Genomic DNA, 21,155 nt, shown 5'->3' with positions numbered 1-21,155 from the left:
GAGTTTGATGAGGTTTTAAAATGGCTGAACGTCTGAATAATGACTTCCAGTTCATCGAGGTCGGGCGCAAGGATCCGAAGAAGAAACTGTTGCGTCAACGCAAGAAAGAGTTCGTGGAAATCTACGAACCGTTCAAACCCCAGCAGTCGGCCGACCAGGCCCACCGCTGCCTGGGTTGCGGTAACCCGTATTGCGAATGGAAGTGCCCGGTGCACAACTTCATTCCCAACTGGCTGAAGCTGGTGGCCGAGGGCAACATCCTCCAGGCCGCCGAACTGTCGCACCAGACCAATACCCTGCCGGAAGTCTGCGGCCGGGTGTGCCCGCAGGACCGTCTGTGCGAGGGTGCCTGCACCCTCAACGACGGCTTCGGCGCGGTGACCATCGGTTCGGTCGAGAAGTACATCACCGACACCGCGTTCGCCATGGGCTGGCGCCCGGACATGTCCAAGGTCAAGCCGACCGGCAAGCGTGTCGCGATCATCGGTGCGGGCCCGGCGGGCCTGGGCTGTGCCGACGTGCTGGTGCGCGGCGGCGTGACCCCGGTGGTGTTCGACAAGAACCCGGAAATCGGCGGTCTGCTGACCTTCGGCATCCCCGAGTTCAAGCTGGAAAAGACCGTGCTGAGCAATCGCCGCGAAGTCTTCACTGGCATGGGCATCCAGTTCCGCCTCAACACCGAGGTGGGCAAGGACGTGACCATGGAGCAACTGCTCGAAGAATACGATGCCGTATTCATGGGCATGGGCACCTACACCTACATGAAGGGCGGCTTCGCCGGTGAAGACCTGCCGGGCGTGTACGACGCGCTGGACTTCCTGATCGCCAACGTCAACCGCAACCTGGGCTTTGAAAAGTCGCCGGAAGATTTCGTCGACATGAAAGGCAAGAAGGTCGTGGTACTGGGCGGTGGCGACACGGCGATGGACTGCAACCGAACCTCGATCCGCCAGGGCGCCAAATCGGTGACCTGCGCCTATCGTCGTGACGAAGCGAACATGCCGGGCTCGCGCAAAGAGGTGAAGAACGCCAAGGAAGAAGGCGTGAAATTCCTCTACAACCGCCAGCCGATCGCCATCGTTGGCGAAGACAAGGTCGAAGGCGTGAAAGTGGTCGAGACCCGTCTCGGCGAACCGGACGCCCGTGGCCGTCGCAGCCCCGAGCCGATCCCGGGCTCCGAAGAGATCATCCCGGCCGACGCCGTGGTCATCGCCTTCGGTTTCCGCCCAAGCCCGGCGCCGTGGTTCGAGCAGTTCAGCATCCAGACCGACAGCCAGGGCCGCGTCGTCGCCCCGGAACACGGTCAGTACAAGCACCAGACCAGCAACCCGAAAATCTTCGCCGGTGGCGATATGGTGCGCGGTTCCGACCTGGTGGTGACGGCGATCTTCGAAGGCCGTAATGCGGCTGAAGGGATTCTGGATTACCTGGGCGTCTGACCAACTTCCAATCCTGGAATGCAATACCTGTGGGAGCTGGCCTGCCGGCGATGCAGGCACCTCGGTTTATCTGACAAACCGAGGTGTCTGCATCGCCGGCAGGCCAGCTCCCACAGTGTTTTGGGGTGCTGCAAAGCCTGCATTTCAGCGCGACAAATTGACCCGATAGACAAAAGGCTGACCTGCATCCGTGCCTTTTACGTCCGGCTCTGAGAAAATGCCCGCACTTTTTTTCCGGATGCCGACATGACTGCCCTGAAGAACGACCGTTTCCTGCGCGCCCTGCTCAAGCAACCCGTAGACGTCACCCCCGTGTGGATGATGCGTCAGGCCGGTCGCTACCTGCCTGAATACCGCGCCAGCCGTGCCAAGGCCGGCGATTTCATGAGCCTGTGCATGAACCCGGCGTTCGCTTGCGAAGTCACGATGCAACCGCTCGACCGCTATCCGCAGCTGGACGCGGCGATCCTGTTCTCCGACATCCTGACCATTCCCGATGCCATGGGCCAAGGCCTGTACTTTGAAACCGGCGAAGGTCCGCGCTTCAGGAAAGTCGTCAGCACCTTGGCCGACATCGAGGCCCTGCCGATTCCTGATCCGCACAAGGACCTGGGCTATGTGATGGACGCGGTCAGCACCATCCGCCGCGAACTGAACGGCCGCGTGCCGCTGATCGGCTTCTCCGGCAGCCCGTGGACCCTGGCCACCTACATGGTCGAAGGCGGCTCGTCGAAAGACTACCGCAAGACCAAAACCATGCTCTACGACAACCCGCAAGCCTTGCACCTGCTGCTGGACAAGCTCGCGCAGACCGTCACCAGCTACCTCAACGGCCAGATCATGGCCGGTGCGCAAGCGGTGCAGATCTTCGACAGCTGGGGTGGCAGCCTCTCGGCGGCGGCGTACCAGGAATTCTCCCTGGCCTACATGAAGAAAATCGTCAGCGGCCTGATCCGCGAGCACGAAGGCCGCAAGGTGCCGGTCATCCTGTTCACCAAGAATGGTGGCCTGTGGCTGGAAAGCATCGCCGACGCTGGCGCGGATGCACTGGGCCTGGACTGGACCTGCGACATCGGCAGCGCCCGTGAACGTGTCGGCAGCAAAGTTGCCCTGCAAGGCAACATGGACCCAACCGTGCTTTACGCCAAGCCGGAAGCGATCCGCGCCGAAGTCGGACGCATCCTCGCCAGCTACGGCAAGGGCAGCGGCCATGTGTTCAATCTCGGCCATGGGATCACCCCGGAAGTCGATCCGGAACACGCCGGCGCCTTCCTGCGCGCGGTGCATGAGTTGTCGGCGCAGTATCACGAATAATTGCGTTCAAATTGTATATAGCCCGTCCGGCCTGGTGCCGGGCGGGCTTTTTTATACTAAGTTTTTCTCTCCAATCTAATGGTTGCCTCTTGTAAGATTTTTTTCATTTTGTGTCAGATAAACAATTAAATGGAAAAGTCCTCGTGTAAGTAGCGATTTTCCCTACATATAAATCGCTTTCATCCAAGTAGATTTACAGATCAGTGCTCACCATTGTTGAGCTCAATTGCATTTAACGGCGCAAGCAATACGCGCCCTGATCTTCGATAAGCAGTCTGGAATTTATTGGATGAAAAATACTAACTACAAGGGAAGTGCATCGGCCGCCTGCACTTCTTCAATGATCCTGTTATCGGCAATGTTGGCGTCACAAAGTGTTTCCGCGCATGGCTATCTGGAAGTACCGCCTTCCCGTGCACTGCTTTGCCAAAAAGGCGTGAATACCAATTGCGGTGGCGCCCAATACGAACCTCAAAGTGTCGGTGAAACCTTCAAGGGGTTTCCTTCGGGTGTTGGCGGCGCGCCTCTGCAAGGGCCGGTCGATGGCAAGATCCCGAGTGGCGGTCACTCGCTGTTCTCGGCTCTGGACGCCCAATCGGCCACCCGTTGGCAGATGACGGAAATCAAGGATCGCAACATCGATTTCCAGTGGCGCTACACGGCTGTGCACCCGGCCACCAAACATGAGTATTTCATCACCCGCAACGGCTGGAACCCGAACGAAGCACTCAAGCGGGCAACGTTCGAAAGCACGCCGTTCTGCACCATCGATGGCGGCAACCAGAGGCCGGAGTCGGGTGCCAAACACAACTGCAACATCCCCAAGGACAAAACCGGTCAACACGTCATCCTGGCGATCTGGACGGTCGGTGATACCGATGCAGCTTTTTATAATGCCGCGGATGTGAACATCCTGGCCGAGCCGGAACTTCCGGGCGGTTGGTCCTCCGTGGGCAGTATCGCGCCGTCAACCTCGTTGCTGGTCGGTGACAAGGTCAAGGCCCGCGCGTTCACCGCTAATGGCGAAAGCCCCGACTACAGCGTTGAAATCTCCATCAATAGTGCAGAGGAAGGCGCGCCAAACAACTGGTCGTTCAAGTTGGCAGAAGCCATCAACAAGGCTCATGCCCTTATCCGTGCGGGCGTCCGAGATGAAAACGGCACGATCGAACCGGTCAAGGGCAACAACAGCGTGTATGCGCAAAAAGACAGCGGCGTAATACGCTACGAAGTGCAGTTGAAGATGCAGGAAGATGCTGCGGCTCGACTGTCGGTCGCTTCCCGGCAAGCTGAGTATCTGTTGGAAAAAGGTGTGGCCAGGATCGATTTCAGTATCCTTTCCAATCGCAAGATGAACGTCGAAGCGACGCTGTTCGATGAGGGCAACAAGCCGGTAGGTTCCACTTCCGCGCAAGCGGACAGCGGTTCGTCCTGGCTGGCCATAGATGTTCGCAGCAACCCCGGCAAGCACACCCTGACGCTGGTCGGCACGACCCTGGATGGCCGGACCATCCGCCAGGATACCCAGGTGACCCAACTGACCGGTGAAGGCGCCGGTGCCGACTACGACTTCGTGTTCCCGGAAGGCCTCAGCGAGTACACCGCCGGTACCAAGGTGTTGCAGCCGAAGACTAATGAAGTCTTTGAGTGCAAGCCATTCCCCGCGTCCGGTTATTGCAAGCAGTACAGCCCGTCTGCCAATGGTTTCGAACCTGGTACTGGCATCGGTCCGCATTGGCACATGGCCTGGGACAAACTCTAAGTCCCTCGCAGTACTTCAGGTGACCTGAAAAGGTTGCCTGAAGCTTCACTTTTTTATCGAGTTGCGAATGACGGTTTCGGGTTATCGAACGGCTCGAGTGAGCCACTCGTGAAGAATTCGGGGAAGGTGATGAGCCGTCTTGGCCTGCTGGTCATGCCGCTGGGTTATGCAGCGCTGCTGATCTGGCAGGAGTGGCACTTTCGTGAGCGCCTCGCCTCGCCGCCTCTGCCGGTGGTGGCGCCAGCCTCTGTTCCCGCCCCTGTAGCGCTGGATGCTACTGCGGTGGCATCGGTGCTGGGGCTGACGCAAGGCACCTCATTGCTGGCCAGTGCCGAGCCGCTGACATTGCAGGCCAGTTTTATCCTCAGCAACGGTTTGTCCAAAGCGTTGCTCGCCGATGCCCAAGGCTCGCGTATGTACCTGGTGGGCGAACGCTTGCCCGGTGGCAGCGTCCTGCGTCGCGTCGAAGCCAATCAAGTTGTGCTGTGGAACAAGGGGCGGGAAGAGCGATTAACGCTGCAACCGCCTGTCGCGCGTTTCCTTCGCCGACTCGGGTCGCCAGGCGACAGCCAGGCTTCGGCTATTTCTACGCGTTATCTACGCCCGGTTTCCGGGCCGTCAGAGTGATCAACATCATGAACTGTTTCATTGGCGTGCAGGCCTTGCGCTCCATGCTTGTACTTGTCGTTCTGGCGAGCTTGGCCTTGTCGGGTACGTCGCAGGCGGCGCAAGAAAAGTGGCAGCTGGCGATGAACAACGCCGAGCTGCGCGACATCGTCGAAGAGATCTCCGGCATTTTGGGAACCACCGTGGTGCTTGATCCCAGGGTCTCCGGACGCATCACCGTCATGTCTCAACAAGCCCTTGATCGCGAAGGCGTCCGCCGCTTGTTCTACGGGGTGCTCGACGCCCACAACTTCACGGTGATCGATGAAGGTGACCGGATCCTGATCACGCCAGTAACCGAAGCCAGGACGCGCGCCGGCACCAGCCCTGCAAAAAACGCAACGCCCTCGCAATTTGTCACCCGGGTGATCGAGCTCAATAACAGCAGTGCCGCCGACATCGCCGGGCTGGTCCGGCCATTGGTCTCGGCCAACGGTTATGTCGGGCCATCCGTGTCGGCCAATGCGGTAGTGGTCACGGAGACGGCGGCCAACGCGCATCGCATCGTCCAGGTCATCCGCCAACTGGACTCCGGACAAGGCAACATGCACGCGGTGGTGCAATTGCGCCACGCCCGGGCCAGTGACGTGGCCCCCGTGATGGAAGCTTCCCTGGTCAAGCGCACTGCCGAGAGCGCGATCCAGGTATTGGCCGACAGCAGAACCAACCGCCTGATCCTGATTGGCCCGTCAGCCGTTCGCCAACGCTTGGCCGAGTTGGCACGCGGTCTCGATGTTCCTGCCACGGCGACTGCGGACAATGCCCGGGTGATCCGCCTGCGTCACAGCGATGCCAAGCAATTGGCGGAAATTCTGGAAAGCATGGGACAAGGCCGAAAAGCGCCTCCAGCCCTTGGCAGCAGCAAGGACACAGCGCCTGGCACGGCCTTCATGATCAAGGCCGACGAAAGCCAGAATGCGCTGGTGCTGATCGCCGAGCCGGAGCAGGTCAGGACCATCGAAAGCATCGTGCGCCAGTTGGACCAGCCGCGCGCGCAGGTACTGATCCATGCCGCCATCGTCGAGATTTCCGGGGACATCGCCGAGGCCGTTGGCGTGCAATGGGGCTTTAGTACGGGGGATGCGAAAGGCTTCATCAATTTTCCCGGCACCGATATCCCGATTGTTGGCGGCCTGAATTTCGACGAGAAAAAATCCGCACCCGAAGGCGCGATTTTGCGCCTGGGCAGTGATCGTTTTGGCGCGTTGATTTCGGCCCTGGCCAGCAACACACACAGCAACCTGCTTTCTACACCAAGCCTGTTGACCCTGGACAACCAGGAAGCGCACATCATCGTCGGCCAGAACGTCCCGTTCAAGACCGGCTCCTACGCCACCAACAGCAACGGTGCGGACAATCCGTTCACCACCGTCGAACGCAAGGACGTGGGCATCAGCCTGAAGATCAAGCCTTACATCAACGAAGGCTCGACGCTGCGGCTGGAGGTCGAGCAGGAAGTGTCGGACATCGCACCCTCGGTATCAGGCATCGACTCTTCGGACCTGATCACCAACAAGCGCGCCCTCAAGAGCACCATCCTGGCCGACGATGGCGAAATCATCGTGATTGGCGGGTTGATCAGGGACAGCGTCAGGACCCAGAAAAGCGGGGTGCCGCTGCTGCGGGATATTCCCTACCTGGGCGCTCTGTTTCGCTGGAACCGGGACACCCAGAGCAAAAGCAATCTCATGGTGTTCCTGCGGCCCACGATCGTGCGCAGCAAGGAAGACCTGAGCGGCATCAGCCAGCAACGTTACAACGCGCTGCGTGATTTGAGCCAGTCGGGGGCGCTGGATAACAACTCGTTGCTGCTGCCGGCGGATTCACGTCAGCTGTTCGAACCGGTTTCCGATGCGCCGATGTTCGACCTGCGCAAGCCGGCGCCGAACACGCCATGACCCAACTGCCCTTTGGTTTCGCCCGTCGGTTCGGTGTGCTGCTGGAGTGCGAAGGCGGCGAGTCGAGCCTTGCGGTGCGGGCCGATACGCCGCTCACCGCTTTGGCGGAAGCCCGCCGGGTATGTGCTCGCGAGCTGCCGCTGCGGGTGCTGGCCTCCGAGGTATTTGCCACACGCCTGGCGGCCGCCTACCGCGAGGGCCAGAGTGCCGCCGAGCAGGTGGCCCAAGGGCTCGACGAAGAGCTTGACCTGCTCAGCCTGGTGGACAAGGTGCCGCAAACCGCTGATCTGCTGGAACAGCAGGGCGACGCGCCGATCATCCGCTTGATCAATGCGCTGCTCAGCGAGGCAATGCGCGAGCACGCTTCCGATGTGCATCTGGAAACCTTCGAGCAGTACCTGTCGGTGCGCATGCGGGTCGACGGACAATTACGGGAAATGCTCCGGCCTCGACGCGAATTGGCGACGCTGCTGGTGTCGCGCATCAAGGTCATGGCGCGCCTGGATATCGCTGAAAAACGCGTGCCCCAGGATGGCCGGATGGCCTTGCGCCTGGCCGGGCATGAAGTCGATGTGCGGGTCTCGACCCTGCCCTCGGCACACGGCGAACGGGTGGTACTGCGCTTGCTCGACAAACAGGCCGGGCGCCTTGAGTTGTCGCGCCTGGGCATGCCGGAGGACATCCTGCGGGACCTGCGTCACTTGCTGGGCAAACCCCACGGCATTCTGCTGGTGACCGGGCCCACCGGCTCCGGCAAGACCACCAGCCTGTACGCCGCTCTCAACAGTCTGAACGACCAGACCCGCAACATCCTCACGGTCGAAGATCCCATTGAGTACCACCTGCCGGGCGTGGGGCAGATGCCGGTCAACCCGAAAGTCGACATGACCTTTGCCCGGGGCTTGCGGGCGATCCTGCGCCAGGATCCGGACGTGGTGATGGTCGGCGAAATCCGGGACCGCGAGACCGCTGAAATTGCCGTGCAGGCTTCCCTGACCGGTCACCTGGTGCTCTCGACGCTGCACACCAACAGTGCGGTCGGCGCGGTGACGCGCCTGGTAGACATGGGGGTCGATGCCTACCTGCTGGCTTCGTCGCTGGTGGGGGTTTTGGCCCAGCGATTACTGCGCACCTTATGCCCTCATTGCAAGGCGCCTTATAGCGCGGATGCGACTGCCTGCCAGCGTCTGGGGCTGGGCGCGGAGCCGTTGCAACTGTTCCGCGCCGTGGGCTGTGAGCAGTGTCAGCACGGTTATCGCGGGCGCGTTGGCATCTATGAACTGATCAGCGTGACCCCGGCATTGGCCGCGCTGATTCACCAGGGCGCCAGTGAACAGGCCATGGCCAACGAGGCGCGCCAGATGTCGCGCAGTCTGTTCCAGGACGGTCGCCAACGGGTGCTGGACGGGCTGACCAGTCTCGACGAGCTGCTGCGCGTGACTCGGGAGGACTAGTCAGTGCCGACATTCGAGTACCGCGCCGAGGACGATCAGGGCAGGCGGCGCAAGGGGCGGCTGGAGGCCGACAATCCCCGGCATGCGCGGCAACTGTTGCGTGAGCGCGGGTTGTGGCCGCGCGACATCAAGGAAATCCGCGTCGCTGCTGGCGACAACAGGCCTGGACGGTTGAGCGCCGCCGATCTGGCACTGCTGACGCTGCAGTTGTCCACGCTGGTGCAGGCCGGTTTGCCCCTGGAAGAGTCCCTTGAGGCCGTGGCTAAACAGAGTGCCAAGCGCCGGGTTGCCAGTTTGCTCTCAGCGGTCAGGAGCCGGGTCATGGAAGGTCATGCCCTGGCCACTGCATTGGAGCAGTTTCCCAAGGCGTTCCCCGAACTGTTCCGCGCCACCGTGGCCGCCGGCGAGCGTTCCGGTCATCTGGGACATGTACTGGAGCAATTGGCCGCGTATACCCAGGCCCGCCAGGCCTCACGGCAAAAAATCCAGATGGCGCTGGTGTACCCGTTGATCCTGATGTTGGCAAGCGTAGTCATCGTTGGCTTTCTGCTCGGCTACGTGGTGCCGGACGTGGTGAAGATTTTCGTCGACAGTGGCCAGGCGTTGCCGTGGTTGACTCGGGCGTTGATCCGCACCAGTGACGGCTTGCGCCACCATGGCCTGTTGTTGATCGTCGCGCTGGCGCTGTTGATCGCCCTCTGGCGCTGGAGTTTGAGGCAACGGGCCTGGCGCCTGCGCTGGCATCGCCTGGCGTTGAACCTGCCGGTCTGTGGCGACGTGCTGCGCGCGATGGAAGCCGCACGATTTGCCAGCACCCTGGCCATCCTCGGCAAAAGCGCCGTGCCCCTGGTCGATGCACTGGAAATCGCCGCTGCGGTGATCGGCAACCTGACCATCCGCGCGCGCATGGCCGATGTCGCCCGCTCGGTCCGCGAGGGTGGAACCCTGACCCATGGCCTGGAATTGAGCGGCGACATCCCGCCGATGATGCTGCACATGATCGCCAGTGGTGAACGGGCGGGCGAACTCGATCGCATGCTGGCCCGTGCCGCCGAACAACAGGAAAGCAGTCTGGCAGCGCGTATCGCCCTGGTGGTGAGCCTTTTCGAGCCGGCCATGCTCGTGCTGATGGGCGGCGTCGTGCTGCTGATCGTCCTGGCCATTCTGCTTCCGATTCTCAGCCTCAACCAATTGGTGAATTGACCCATGAATGCTCTGCGTCACAGAACGTCCCAGCACGGTTTTACCCTGATCGAGATCATGGTGGTGGTGGTCATCATCGGCATCCTGGGGGCCATCGTGGTGCCGCAGTTTATGAGCCGTCCCGATCAGGCCAAGGTCACCGCCGCCAGAGTCGATCTACAGGCCATCGGCACCGCCCTGGAAATGTATCGCCTCGACAACTTCCACTACCCCTCCACGCAACAAGGGCTGGAGGCCTTGAGCAAACGTCCTTCCGGGGTGCCGACGCCGCGGAGCTGGAACCCGCAGGGTTACCTGAAAAGCTTGCCCGTTGACCCGTGGGGCACGCCCTATCAGTACCTCAATCCCGGCGTGAAATCGGACGATGGCGGCTATGACCTGTATTCCCTTGGCTCCGATGGCGTAGCGGGTGGCGAGGGGCACGCGGCGGAAATCGGCAACTGGGGTGGTTGAAGCATGCCACGCCGATGTCGGGGATTTACCTTGCTGGAAATGATGATCGTGATCGTCGTGATCGGCGTGCTGGTGGGCATGGTGAGTCTGGCTGCTGGCGTTAACCCGGCTCAGCAAGCCAGGCAGGAAGCGGGTGCGCTTGCTGGTTTCATCCGCCAACTGCGTGAACAGGCAGTGCTCGAGGGGCGGGAATACGGTGTGCGACTGAGCGTCGAAGGATACCGGGCAATGCGCCTCGATGGGCGTGGCTGGGAGCCGCTGGCAGCCTTCTACCGATGGCCCGACGGCTTGCGCCTGAGCCTTGAGCAGGAGGGATATTCCATGAGCCTGGGCGCTGATGCCGGTCAACCCCAGATTCAGATGTACAGCAGCGATGAAACCAGCACCTTCTCCCTGACGTTTGCTGGCAAAGACAGAGTCTGGGCGAGCCTGTCCAGCGATGGCGTCGGCGAGGTCATGATCGATGACTGAGCCATCGCGCATGGGTGGCTTCACCTTGCTTGAAGTCATGGTGGCCCTGGCGATTTTCGCGACCCTGGCCACCGCCGTGCTGTCCGCCAGCCAATACGTGGTGAGACAGGCGGGCGCTGCCGAGGAACGCCTTCTCGCGGCCTGGGTGGCGGACAACCAACTGAACGAGTTGCGCCTGCAATCGTCCCCGGTGATTTCACAGTCCCAACGGGTGGTGAGCATGGGAGATCGCGACTGGGTTGTACGTCAATCCGTACGTATGGCGAGTGATCCGCATGGGTTGGCGGTCGAGGTCGAGGTCGGCCTTGCCGGTCGTGACCACAGCCTGTTCCGCGCCACCGGCTGGATGGCCAATCGGCATGAATGAGCAGGGCGGATTCACCCTGCTGGAACTGGTTATTGCCATTGCGATTTTCGCATTGCTGGGGCTGGCCAGCTGGACGCTGTTCGACAGCGTGGTGCGCGTGCAGCAGGGCACCCAGAGCCACGAACGAGAACTCAGAAAGCTGCAACGCGCCGTGGCAGTGATCGAACGCGACCTGCTGCACATCGCCCAACAGCCTGTGGTGCCTGACCCGACGCAGCTGCAACTGGTGCGCAGCAATTGGCGTAATCCACTGGACTTGCCACGCAGTGAGCGCCAGGTGCTGACCTATCGACTCGACAACGGCGTGCTGTGGCGCGACAGCCGGGCAGAAGGGGCGCAGAGCGTACAGCGACAAAAACTGCTGGACGATGTTCGAGACCTGCGTTGGCGCCTGTACGACAGTCAGGTCGGCTGGCGCGGTGATTGGCCGACCGGGCCGAACCAGAAGGCGCCCCTGGCGGTGGAAATGCAGGTGTCGGCAGGGCGTTTCGAAGCGATACGCCGAGTGCTGTCATTGCCGGGGTCATTTCCATGAGGGCCAATCAACGCGGCGTTGCATTGATCAGTGTGTTGCTGGTCATGAGCCTGGCGCTGTTGATCATCGGCGGCATGCTGCGCAGCCATCGCGCGTTACTGCAAAGCACCGGGCAACAGCTGCAGCAGATGCACCTGCGGCAACTTGGCGTCGCCGGGGAAGCCTGGGGCCTGGGCTTGCTCAAGGCCCAGCAAAAAGATAGCGACCCGATTGCCCAGCCATCCAGCGCTTTCGCTATTGAAGACGCGCAGATCCTTGTCGATATCGAGGACCTGGCCGGGCGCTTCAACGTCAATGCCCTGTTGATTCAGGGCCAGATCGACCAAGTCACGCTCAATCGCTGGATGCGTTTGCTGGTGCTGCTCGAACTGCCGCCGCTGCAACTGGAGCAAGTGGGGGCGTTGCGCGAGCTCAGCCAATTGCGACTGCTTCCGGGTGTCGACGGTGAGTTGTTGAGTCGCCTGGCGCCCTGGGTCGCGCTGTTGCCGGTAGAGGCCGCGACGAACATCAACACGGCACCGGCGCTGGTGTTGCGCACGCTCGACGGTATCGAGCCTGCAACGGCCGAAGCCCTGGTACGCCAGCGTTCCACGGCAGGCTGGCCAAACGTTCAAGCGTTTACCCAGGACCCGCTGTTATCCGGCTTGGGCTTGAGCAGCCATGGCCTGGGCGTTGACAGCCGCTGGTACCGGATCACCGTGCAAGTGACCCAGGGCCAGGGCCATCTGCGTCTGGCCACCGATGTCGAACGCGACCCGAAGACGCGACAACTGCACATCCTGCAACGGCGTGTCCTACCCTCGACCCTCAACGAGATACCGCAATGAAAACCTGGCTTTACCTGACGGCCGAAGGCTTGGCCCTGCCCACGCTCGCCTGGCCTTGTTGCCTATGGACCTCGACCGGCGAACGGCAGCTCTTGCCCTTGGACCAAGCGGCACAGGCACTGGTTGGGCAGGAGGTCGATGTGTTGCTGCCCATGGAGCTGTGCAGTTGGTTAATCAGTGATCCATGGCCGTCCAGGCGCCAGCCTGATGCCCAAGCCATCGCCTTCGCCGTCGAAGAGCAACTGAGCGAAGCCCTGGAAAAGCTGCACCTGAGCACCGGTGCGCGCGATGCACAAGGTCGCTACCCGGTGATGGTGATCGACCGCGAACGATTCGCCGACGTGCTCGCGCTGCTTGCCGGAGTGGGTGTTGTAGTGCGATCCGTGTTTGTCGATGCCGATGTGTTGCCCCGTGACCAGGCGCTCGGTATCCGCTGGTTTGGCCGCTGGTTGCTCGGGGGCGGCTTGCCGGCTCGCCTGACCTTGTCGGATGAGGATTTGCTGGCGCTCAAGCCGGGCTTGCCCATGGACGTGCAGTGGCGCGATGAGCGTCAGGACTGCCCTGATATCGATCAATGGCTGGCCTCGGTGCATGGACAGGCAATCAATCTGTTGCACGGTGATTTCGCTGCGCGTCGCAAGCGCCTGCCCTGGCGGCTCGGCGGACTGGTCGTACTGGCGCTGTTGCTGCTCGACTGGGGCGCCAGCGCGGCACGTATCGGTTTTCTCGAAAACCAGACCCGTCAGCTTTACAGCCGCAACGAGCAGCAATTCAAGGCGTTTTACCCGGACCAGACCCGCATCGTTGACCTGGGGTTACAACTCAAGGCCTTGCAAAGCCCGAATGCGGCCTCCCAGGATGGTCATATCGCCGGACTGGTCAAGCTCGTCGAGCAAGTCATCGGTGCCAGCAACGTCGATGTCCAGCGCATTGAGTTTCGCGAAAGCGATGGTTGGAAAGTCCAGCTGACCGCCAACAGCTTTACCGAACTGGAGTTACTGCGCGAGCGTGGCCGTCAGCAAGGTTTGCCTGTGCGACTCGACAGCGCGAGCAAGGAAGGCGATCGGGTGCGGGCGACCCTGACCCTGGAGCAAGGCGCATGACTCTGAATGGATTGATCCCATGGCTGGCGCTCCCGCAGCGCTGGCAACGCCTGTCGCTGCGCGAGCGTCGGCTGTCGCTGATGTTGGGGGTGTTTGTCTTTGGCGTCGCGGCATTCAGCCTGGTCTGGCAACCGACGCAGCAGCGCCTTGCGACTGCCGAGCGTCAGTACCATCAGCAACTGGCACTGGCGGCGCAACTGCAGCTGGCGCGTCCGCGCAGCACACGCGAACCTGTCACCCAGCCGCTGTCGCTGCACGTCAGTGAAAGCGCCACCGAGGCGGGGCTGGAACTGCATCAGGTCAACACCGACGGCGATCAGTTGCGCCTCAGTCTCAGCGGTGATGCCAAGGCCTTGCTGGCCTGGCTGGACCGCATCGAACGCAATGGCACCGTGTTGCAATCCTTGACCCTGGAAAAGCGCAACACGGTGCTGGAGGCGCGGATGGTACTCAGATAGTCGCGCCGGCTCCCGGCAGCGGTGGCAACTTCGCCAGTTTCAACGCCACCAGCAACGCCACCACCAGCAGCCCACCAATGAACAGACCGATGCCATTCCAGCCGCCCAGGTGCCAGAACACGCCGCCCGCCGTACCGGCAATGCTACCCCCGGCGTAGTAGCAGAACAGGTACAAGGACGATGCCTGGCCCTTGGCCTTGATGGCACGGCGGCCGATCCAGCTGCTGGCGACCGAGTGGGCGCCGAAGAAACCGAACGTGAAGATCAGCATGCCGATGATCACCAGCGGCAATGGTGTGAACATCGTCAGGGCGAGACCGCCGAGCATCAGTGCGATCGTGCTCCAGAGCACTTTGCGACGGCCGAGCCGGTCGGCCAGCGAGCCGATTTTCGCCGAGCTGTAGATACCCGAGAGGTACACCACCGAGAGCAGTCCGACGAAGGCCTGTTCCATGTGATAGGGCTCGGCCAGCAGGCGGTAGCCGACGTAGTTGAACAAGGTGACGAACGCCCCCATCAGCACAAAGGCTTCGAGGAACAGCAGCGGCAGGCCGGCGTCGCGAAAGTGCATGGTGAAACCGTCGACCAGGCTACGCGGGTGCAGTGAGCGGGGGCGGAAGTTGCGTGATTCGGGGAGGATTTTCCAGAACACCGCTGCCGCCATCAGCGCCAGGCCGCCGATCACCAGCATTGCCGTGTGCCAGCTGACGAAGTCGATCAGTACGCCGGTGATAAGACGCCCGCTCATCCCGCCAATGGCATTGCCGCCGATGTACAGGCCCATGGCGAGGCCGATGTGCTGCGGGTGAATCTCTTCGCTCAAATAGGTCATCGCCACCGCTGCCAGCCCGCTCAACGACAAACCGATCAGCGCGCGCATGACCAGCACGCCGTGCCAGCTCGGCATCATCGCGCTGGCCATGGTGCACAGTGCGGCGGCGAACAGTGCCGCCACCATCACCGGTTTGCGGCCGATGCGGTCGGATATGGGGCCCGTGATCAGCAGGCCGATGGCAAGCATGCCTGTGGCCACCGAGAGGATCAGGCTGCTCTGCGCCGCGTTGATGGAATATTCGTGGGACAACAGCGGCATCATCGGCTGCACGCAGTAGAGCAGGGCGAAGGTGGCGAAGCCGCCGCAGAACAGCGCCAGTACCGTGCGCATGAACGCAGGCGTGCCTTTTTCAATGTAGATCTCCGCCAGCTCGGCGACGACTTCGCCCTGTGCGGTGGGTGGGACTTCATGGGCGAGTGGAGCAACAGCAGTTTTCACGGTGGACCTCGGAGGAGCGCAGCCGGTCAGGCAATGAAAAAAGCATATAGCCGGCTAATGATTCAATCCAATATATTGTTCGACCTGTTTGATAGCTTTAACGACCTAATGGGGTATTCATGGAATTGCGTCATCTGCGCTACTTCATCGCCGTCGCCGAAGAACTGCACTTCGGCCGCGCCGCGCAGGTGCTTGGCATCTCGCAACCGCCGCTGAGCCAGCAGATTCAGGCGTTGGAGCAGGAAGTCGGCGCACGCTTGTTCGAACGTACCAATCGTCGGGTCGAGCTGAGCGAGGCTGGTCGGCTGTTCCTGGAAGAGGCGCGGTTGGTGCTGGCGCAAGTGGACAAGGCGGCGGATGTCGCGCGGCGGGCACAGCTGGGCGAGTTGGGTGAACTGAAAATCGGCTTCACCTCTTCGGCACCGTTCAACTCGACCATTCCCCAGGCGATTTTTTCATTTCGCCAGCGTTTTCCGGCAGTGCACCTGAACCTACGGGAAATGAGTAGTACCCAGGTGGCCGATGCGCTGGTGGATGAGTCGATCGAAGTCGGCATCATGCGCCCGCTCGGGCTGCCCGATTCGCTCAGTGTGGTCGAGCTGATGCGCGAACCGCTGGTCGCCGTTCTCAGCGCCAAGCACCCATTGGTAGAGGGCAGCGAGGAGGGCTTGTTTCTGTCAGCCCTGGCGCTTGAGCCCTTTGTGTTTTTTCCGCGCAGCTACGGCAGCGGCCTGTACGCGCAACTGCTAAGCCTGGCCCGGGACGCCGGTTTCAGCCCGCACTTCGCCCAGGAGGCCGGCGAGGCGATGACCATCATCGGGCTGGTAGCGGCGGGGCTTGGTGTTTCGGTGCTGCCGGCGTCTTACCAGCGCATGCGCATCGACGGCGTGGTCTATCGGCCGCTGCTCGATCCAGCGGCGGTGTCGGCGGTGTGGCTGGTGCAGCGCAAGGATCAGAAATCGCCGATGGCTCGGGCGTTTGTTGAACTGCTCACACGCAAGGTTGAACCGCTGTAGGAGCGAGCTTGCTCGCGATGAACCAAAGCACACTGCGTGCACCCAGGAACCCCAAGTCATCGTTAACGACCATCGCGAGCAAGCTCGCTCCCACAGGCTCAGATTTTTCGCCGCTGCTCGTGGGACATTTCTGAACTATCCCGGAGAGGCTACAGCGCCTTGCGGCGTTACCTACAACTACTCCAGAATCGGCCGGCTTGTGCGTTTTGAGGGCCATCGGTAGCTTGAACCGGGTCACTGATTGTCAGTGATCGGGTTTAGTAGCCCTTAGCAAATCGAAGTGCACATGCGCTCCTGATAGGCAGGTATGTCCATACCTGCCCTTGACGGTAGCTGTGCGCAGGGCGCCTTCGGGCGCGCCGGTTTTCGCTTTGCCCGGTCTACTAACCTGCGTACAGCTGCCACCCTTTCATCAGTAGCGATTCGGTGTGGCCCCCACTGTCAGGACGCTGAATCATGACCAATAGCTCAAACCCACCGGATTCCGACCCAGACACTCCACACCAACCCAGCAATATCTTCCTCATCGCCCCCGAAATCGACAACCACACCCTGCTGGAGTACGCCTGCGTTTCACTGGCATCAGCCAATGTCATGGCGAGCGACTTCGCGAGGAGCCTGAACGCCACGCAGAGCCACACACTGCTGGGGATTCAGCAATCGATCATGCTGGGGGAACTGGCGGTGAATCGGGTCCTGGATAATCTCGATCCACCCTGAAAAAACCATATTGCACGTTAGAAAAGATCGCAGCCTGCGGCAGCTCCTACAGGTGTACACCATTCCCTGTAGGAGCTGCCGCAGGCTGCGATCTTTTGATTTTGCTTACGCCCAGCGCTTGAAAATCAACGAAGTATTCACCCCGCCAAACGCAAAATTATTGTTCATCACATACTGGTTGCTCATCTGCCGAAACTCGCCACGCAGGTAGTCCAGCTTGCCGCAGTGCGGGTCGACCTCATCAAGGTTCAGGGTGTGTGCATACAGATCGCGGTTCATCATTTCGATGCTGAACCAGGACTCCAGTGCGCCACAGGCGCCAAGGGTGTGGCCGAGGAAGCTCTTTTGCGAGCTGATCGGCATGTGTTCGCCGAACAGGTTGCTGGTGGCGAGGGTTTCGGCGATGTCGCCCTGTTCGGTGGCCGTGCCGTGACCGTTGACGTAGCCGATGTCGGCAGGGCTCAAGCCCGCGTCTTCCAGGGCCAGCTCCATGGCCCGGCGCATGGTGACTTGCTCCGGGCGGGTGGTGTGTTGGCCGTCGGCATTGCTGCCGAAGCCGACGAGTTCGGCATGGATACGGGCACCCCGCGCCAGGGCGTGTTCCAGTTCTTCGAGCACCAGCATGCCGCCGCCTTCACCGATCACCAGGCCGTCGCGCCCTTTGTCGTAGGGGCGTGGGGTGGTGTGCGGGGCGCTGTTTTTCAGGCTGGTGGCGTAGAGCGCGTCGAAGACCATGGCTTCGGTGGGGCACAGTTCTTCGGCGCCGCCGGCGAGCATCAGCGGCAGGCGGCCGAACTTGATGGCTTCGTAGGCATAGCCGATGCCCTGGCTGCCGCTGGTGCAAGCGCTGGAGGTGGGGATCAGGCGGCCGGTGAGGCCGAAGAAAATGCTGATGTTGGCCGCCGTGGTGTGCGGCATCATGCGCACGTAGGAATTGGCGTTCAGGCCTTCGGCCACCGAGTTGAGCAGCATGTTGCCGAATGCCTTGATCTCGTCGGTGCTGCCGGTCGAGGAACCGCAGGCGACGCCCATGCGCCCGTCCTTGATCGATTCGTCACCGAGCAGTCCGGCGTCGGCCAGCGCCTGTTCCGCCGCGCCGACGGCCAGCCGTGAAACACGGCCCATGCTGCGCAGTTGTTTGCGCGTCCAGTGGCTCGGCACCTTGAAGTCATCGATGGGCCCGGCCAGGCGCGTATTGAGTTCGGTGAAGCGGTCCCATTCATCCATTCGACGAATGCCGCTGCGGTTGGCCGCGAAGTGGCCAGCGATGGTTTCCCAGTCGCTGCCCAGGGAGGTGATGCCGGCCATGCCGGTGACGACGACGCGCTTCATCAGCACAGGCCTCCATTGACGGCCAGAACCTGCCGGGTGATGTACGAGGCTTCCGCCGACATCAGGAAATTCACCGCGCCGGCCACCTCTTCAGCGGTGCCCATGCGCCCTGCGGGGATCATTTTCATCAGTTCATCCACCGGCACGTTTTCATCGAGCATGGCTGTGTCGATCAGGCCGGGTGCGACACAGTTGACGGTGATCTTGCGCTTGCCCAGCTCGATCGCCAATGCTTTCGCCGCGCCGATCAAGCCAGCCTTGGAGGCGCTGTAGTTGACCTGGCCGCGATTGCCGATCAAGCCCGACACCGACGTGATGCAGACAATCCGCCCGGCGGCGCGACGACGAATCATCGGCATCATCACCGGGTGCAGCACGTTGTAGAAACCGTCGAGGTTGGTACGCATCACCACATCCCAATCATCCTCGCTCAGCGCCGGAAAAGCACCATCACGCGTCAGCCCGGCGTTGAGCACCACGCCGTAATAGGCGCCATGGGTTTCGACGTCGGCTTCAAGCTTGGCCTTGCAACCGGCGCGGTCGGACACGTCGAATTGCAGGATGCGCACAGTGCGACCCAGGGCCTCGATCTCGCCTTGCACGGCTTGGGCGTCCGCCAGGCCACTGCGGCAATGCAGCACGATGTCATGCCCGGCCCGTGCCAGGCGCAGGGCGATGGCGCGGCCGATGCCACGGCTGGAACCGGTGACCAGTATGGATTCAGTCATGACTGGACTCCTTCGGATTCATGAAGATATTGAGCCGCCTGAGGCGGGCGATACACGTTCAGCCGGGCGCTGGCATGAATGCCGGGTGCGTTGATGTGGCACTCGAACACGCCCATGCCGTTGTCGTCTTCCAGCGAACGGATGCCGTGCAGGGTCAGCTCGGTGCCGGCGGGGAAACGGTCGACGTTGCATTCGAACTTGCGCGAACCGAGCAAAAAGCCCAGCTCCACGGCATCGCCGCGCTGGCGCGCATGGCAACCGGCGAAGGCCGCGACGCTCTGGGCCATCAGCTCGATACCGACCCAGGCGGGCAGGCTGCCGTCGGGCAGGTTGAACAGGCCGTCGGGCTTGACCCTGAGGCGGGTATGAATCTGTTCTTCATCGAATGCCAGGATCTGCTCGATGAGGATCATGTCGCCAGCATGGGGCAGCAGTTCGGCGAGCGGCCAGTCAATCATGGGGCGTCTCCGATAATCAGGCTGACGTTGTTGCCACCGAAGGCGAAGGAATTGCTCATCAGGTAGCGAGGTCCAGTGGACGCCAGGCGATCGGCGGGAGTCACCCATTTCAGGGCCGGCAGTTGCGGGTCGGGCTGGCCGTCCCAGACATGCGGCGCCAGACGGTGCTCGCGGTTGTCGCTGCTCAGGCTCAACCAGCAGAACGCGGCTTCCAGCGCGCCGGCCGCGCCAAGGGTATGACCGGTCATGGGTTTGCTCGAAGAACAGGGCACGCCGGCCGGGAACAACGCCGCCACCGCGTGGCTTTCCATGGCGTCGTTGTGTTGGGTGGCCGTGCCATGCAGGTTAAGGTAGGCGATCTGCTCAGGCTCAAGTCCGGCCCGGCTCAACGCCTTGCGCATCGCCTGCTGGGCGCCACGGCCGGTGGGTTCCGGGGCGGAAATGTGGTGCGCATCGGAACTGGCGCCACTGCCCAACAGGGCAATCGGCTGGGTGTCGCCAGGCTGTTTGCTCATCAGGAACAGCACGGCTGCTTCGCCGATATTGATGCCGTTGCGGTTCACCGAAAACGGATTGCAGCGTTGCCCGGACACCGCTTCGAGTGCCGAGAAGCCGTTGAGGGTCAGCTTGCACAGGGTGTCGACACCTCCGCACAGCACCACGTCGCAGATGCCCAGGTCGAGCAGGCGCTGGGCACTCATCAACGCGCGTGCGCTGGAGGTGCAGGCGGTGGAGATCACATAGGCCGGGCCGCTCAATTGCAGCCAGTCGGCGAGAAAATTCGCCGGCGCGCCGAGTTCCTGTTGCTGGTAGTCGTAGTCGGCGGGGAATTGCTGTTCGCGCACGTAACGCGCCAGGCCCTGGCTGGCTTCGTCGATGCCCGAAGTGCTGGTGCCCAGCACGATACCGATGCGCTCGCGGCCGTAAGTCTGGATGGCCTGGTCGATGTCGTGGCGAATCTGCAGCGCGGCCTCCATCAGCAGTTGATTGTTGCGGCTGCGTTGGCAGCGCAGTTCTTCGGGAATAGCCACGAGCTCGCCCGTGACTGCACCGACCGGTAATGACCGCTCCCCCACCCAGCCGGCCTCGCTGCGCATGCCGGAGCAATCGCCGGCAAACAGGTTGCGGGCGACTTCGTGCTTATCGTGGCCCAGGGCGCAGACGACCCCGAGGGCATTGAGGTAGGCCGTCATGGCGTGTCACCGCTCAGGGACGTGATTTGATATTTCGGGCCTTTGGGCAGGTTCAATTCGAAGCTCAATGGTTGTGAATAACGGACATCCCAGCGCTCTGGCAGCGAGCGTTGTGCGCCATGTTGCCACGCGTCCGGGTAGTTGCCAGACAGCTCATCCCTGGGGGTCAGCGCAAACAGCAGTGCGGCGAACAGCTCCCGGGCTTCCGGGTTCGGCGGCAACAGGCCATCGGCGTGCCAATGGCCGTCGATCAGTTTCTGACGGGCCTGGGGAATGCCCAGCAGGTCCATCATCGACCAGCGTATCGCCGGGCCTTCACGCTGGATGACCAATACCCAGTCCTGGCGCTGTTCGGCCTGCAGGCGCTGGATGTGCAATTGCAACGGCAACGCCACGCTCGGGGTCTGCTCGGGCAGCGGCGCCTGGCTGGCGCAGGCACTCAGCAGCAGGAGGCAACCGAGCAGCAGGCATCGAATCATCAGACG

22 protein-coding genes are annotated in these 21,155 nt (G+C 61.9%); 16 read left to right on the top strand and 6 right to left on the bottom strand.

Features of this window, described 5'->3' with window-relative positions; translation table 11 throughout:
* Nucleotides 1-20 precede the first annotated feature (20 nt).
* The 14 genes from ACM6I6_RS21615 to gspM all read left to right on the top strand — a co-directional run bounded on the left by ACM6I6_RS21615 (nucleotide 21) and on the right by gspM (nucleotide 13,950).
* Nucleotides 21-1,439, top strand: coding sequence for an FAD-dependent oxidoreductase (locus ACM6I6_RS21615; protein ID WP_414920685.1), 1,419 nt, complete (start codon nucleotides 21-23; stop codon nucleotides 1,437-1,439).
* A 246-nt stretch (nucleotides 1,440-1,685) separates the two neighbouring features.
* On the top strand, nucleotides 1,686-2,753 hold the full coding sequence (hemE, locus tag ACM6I6_RS21610) for a uroporphyrinogen decarboxylase (RefSeq protein ID WP_274076089.1): 1,068 nt from the start codon (nucleotides 1,686-1,688) through the stop codon (nucleotides 2,751-2,753).
* A 289-nt stretch (nucleotides 2,754-3,042) separates the two neighbouring features.
* A complete protein-coding gene (gene gbpA / locus ACM6I6_RS21605) occupies nucleotides 3,043-4,515 on the top strand; it encodes an N-acetylglucosamine-binding protein GbpA (RefSeq protein ID WP_414920730.1) in 1,473 nt (490 codons plus the stop codon).
* Between the two features lie 129 nt (nucleotides 4,516-4,644).
* Entirely contained in the window at nucleotides 4,645-5,142 is a 498-nt protein-coding gene (locus ACM6I6_RS21600) for a type II secretion system protein N (RefSeq protein WP_323606480.1), read from the top strand.
* 8 nt (nucleotides 5,143-5,150) lie between these two features.
* Nucleotides 5,151-7,079, top strand: coding sequence for a type II secretion system secretin GspD (gene gspD, locus ACM6I6_RS21595; RefSeq protein ID WP_414920684.1), 1,929 nt, complete (start codon nucleotides 5,151-5,153; stop codon nucleotides 7,077-7,079).
* Nucleotides 7,076-8,533, top strand: coding sequence for a type II secretion system ATPase GspE (gspE, locus tag ACM6I6_RS21590; RefSeq protein ID WP_323606478.1), 1,458 nt, complete (start codon nucleotides 7,076-7,078; stop codon nucleotides 8,531-8,533). The genes gspD and gspE overlap by 4 nt, the downstream gene beginning before the upstream one ends.
* Nucleotides 8,534-8,536: 3 nt before the next feature.
* Nucleotides 8,537-9,736, top strand: a complete 1,200-nt coding sequence (gene gspF, locus ACM6I6_RS21585) for a type II secretion system inner membrane protein GspF (RefSeq protein ID WP_414920683.1) — start codon at nucleotides 8,537-8,539, stop codon at nucleotides 9,734-9,736.
* 3 nt (nucleotides 9,737-9,739) lie between these two features.
* Nucleotides 9,740-10,189 (top strand): type II secretion system major pseudopilin GspG, encoded by a 450-nt coding sequence (gene gspG / locus ACM6I6_RS21580; protein ID WP_414920682.1) that lies wholly within the window; start codon nucleotides 9,740-9,742, stop codon nucleotides 10,187-10,189.
* Between the two features lie 3 nt (nucleotides 10,190-10,192).
* Nucleotides 10,193-10,660: a type II secretion system minor pseudopilin GspH gene (gene gspH, locus ACM6I6_RS21575; RefSeq protein ID WP_414920681.1), complete on the top strand. Its 468-nt coding sequence runs from the start codon at nucleotides 10,193-10,195 to the stop codon at nucleotides 10,658-10,660.
* A complete protein-coding gene (gspI, locus tag ACM6I6_RS21570; protein ID WP_274076082.1) occupies nucleotides 10,653-11,027 on the top strand; it encodes a type II secretion system minor pseudopilin GspI in 375 nt (124 codons plus the stop codon). The genes gspH and gspI overlap by 8 nt, the downstream gene beginning before the upstream one ends.
* A complete protein-coding gene (locus tag ACM6I6_RS21565; RefSeq protein ID WP_323626156.1) occupies nucleotides 11,020-11,562 on the top strand; it encodes a type II secretion system protein GspJ in 543 nt (180 codons plus the stop codon). The genes gspI and ACM6I6_RS21565 overlap by 8 nt, the downstream gene beginning before the upstream one ends.
* Complete coding sequence (locus ACM6I6_RS21560) at nucleotides 11,559-12,389, top strand: type II secretion system protein GspK (protein WP_414920680.1); 831 nt, start codon at nucleotides 11,559-11,561, stop codon at nucleotides 12,387-12,389. The genes ACM6I6_RS21565 and ACM6I6_RS21560 overlap by 4 nt, the downstream gene beginning before the upstream one ends.
* The gene (gene gspL, locus ACM6I6_RS21555) at nucleotides 12,386-13,492 is read left to right on the top strand and encodes a type II secretion system protein GspL (protein ID WP_323606474.1); all 1,107 of its coding nucleotides are present in this window, start codon (nucleotides 12,386-12,388) and stop codon (nucleotides 13,490-13,492) included. Before ACM6I6_RS21560 ends, gspL begins: the two co-directional genes overlap by 4 nt.
* On the top strand, nucleotides 13,489-13,950 hold the full coding sequence (gene gspM / locus ACM6I6_RS21550) for a type II secretion system protein GspM (RefSeq protein WP_414920679.1): 462 nt from the start codon (nucleotides 13,489-13,491) through the stop codon (nucleotides 13,948-13,950). The genes gspL and gspM overlap by 4 nt, the downstream gene beginning before the upstream one ends.
* On the opposite strand, the gene ACM6I6_RS21545 is transcribed toward gspM, so the two are convergent.
* The gene (locus tag ACM6I6_RS21545; protein ID WP_323606472.1) at nucleotides 13,943-15,223 is read right to left on the bottom strand and encodes an MFS transporter; all 1,281 of its coding nucleotides are present in this window, start codon (nucleotides 15,221-15,223) and stop codon (nucleotides 13,943-13,945) included. The genes gspM and ACM6I6_RS21545 overlap by 8 nt on opposite strands.
* Nucleotides 15,224-15,342: 119 nt before the next feature.
* Here ACM6I6_RS21545 and ACM6I6_RS21540 point away from each other — a divergent pair, with 119 nt between their 5' ends.
* Entirely contained in the window at nucleotides 15,343-16,239 is an 897-nt protein-coding gene (locus ACM6I6_RS21540) for a LysR family transcriptional regulator (RefSeq protein WP_323606471.1), read from the top strand.
* A gap of 456 nt (nucleotides 16,240-16,695) precedes the next feature.
* Nucleotides 16,696-16,959: a DUF6124 family protein gene (locus ACM6I6_RS21535; protein ID WP_274076075.1), complete on the top strand. Its 264-nt coding sequence runs from the start codon at nucleotides 16,696-16,698 to the stop codon at nucleotides 16,957-16,959.
* A 105-nt stretch (nucleotides 16,960-17,064) separates the two neighbouring features.
* Here ACM6I6_RS21535 and ACM6I6_RS21530 read toward each other — a convergent pair whose 3' ends face one another.
* Genes ACM6I6_RS21530 through ACM6I6_RS21510 form a run of 5 tightly spaced genes read right to left on the bottom strand, consistent with a single transcriptional unit; the run spans nucleotide 17,065 to nucleotide 21,149 of the window.
* Nucleotides 17,065-18,291, bottom strand: coding sequence for a beta-ketoacyl-ACP synthase (locus tag ACM6I6_RS21530; protein WP_414920678.1), 1,227 nt, complete (start codon nucleotides 18,289-18,291; stop codon nucleotides 17,065-17,067).
* Complete coding sequence (gene fabG / locus ACM6I6_RS21525) at nucleotides 18,291-19,019, bottom strand: 3-oxoacyl-ACP reductase FabG (protein ID WP_274076073.1); 729 nt, start codon at nucleotides 19,017-19,019, stop codon at nucleotides 18,291-18,293. Before fabG ends, ACM6I6_RS21530 begins: the two co-directional genes overlap by 1 nt.
* A complete protein-coding gene (locus ACM6I6_RS21520; RefSeq protein ID WP_274076072.1) occupies nucleotides 19,016-19,477 on the bottom strand; it encodes a hotdog family protein in 462 nt (153 codons plus the stop codon). Before ACM6I6_RS21520 ends, fabG begins: the two co-directional genes overlap by 4 nt.
* Nucleotides 19,474-20,670, bottom strand: a complete 1,197-nt coding sequence (locus ACM6I6_RS21515; RefSeq protein ID WP_274076071.1) for a beta-ketoacyl-[acyl-carrier-protein] synthase family protein — start codon at nucleotides 20,668-20,670, stop codon at nucleotides 19,474-19,476. The genes ACM6I6_RS21520 and ACM6I6_RS21515 overlap by 4 nt, the downstream gene beginning before the upstream one ends.
* Nucleotides 20,667-21,149 (bottom strand): hypothetical protein, encoded by a 483-nt coding sequence (locus tag ACM6I6_RS21510; protein ID WP_274076070.1) that lies wholly within the window; start codon nucleotides 21,147-21,149, stop codon nucleotides 20,667-20,669. The genes ACM6I6_RS21515 and ACM6I6_RS21510 overlap by 4 nt, the downstream gene beginning before the upstream one ends.
* Between the last annotated feature and the right edge of the window lie 6 nt (nucleotides 21,150-21,155).

The organism is Pseudomonas sp. IT-P218, assembly GCF_949767605.1.
Taxonomy (GTDB): Bacteria; Pseudomonadota; Gammaproteobacteria; order Pseudomonadales; family Pseudomonadaceae; genus Aquipseudomonas; species Aquipseudomonas putida_AE.
Note: the sequence above shows the minus strand (reverse complement) of the source record. Positions and strands in the feature narration are given on the sequence as shown.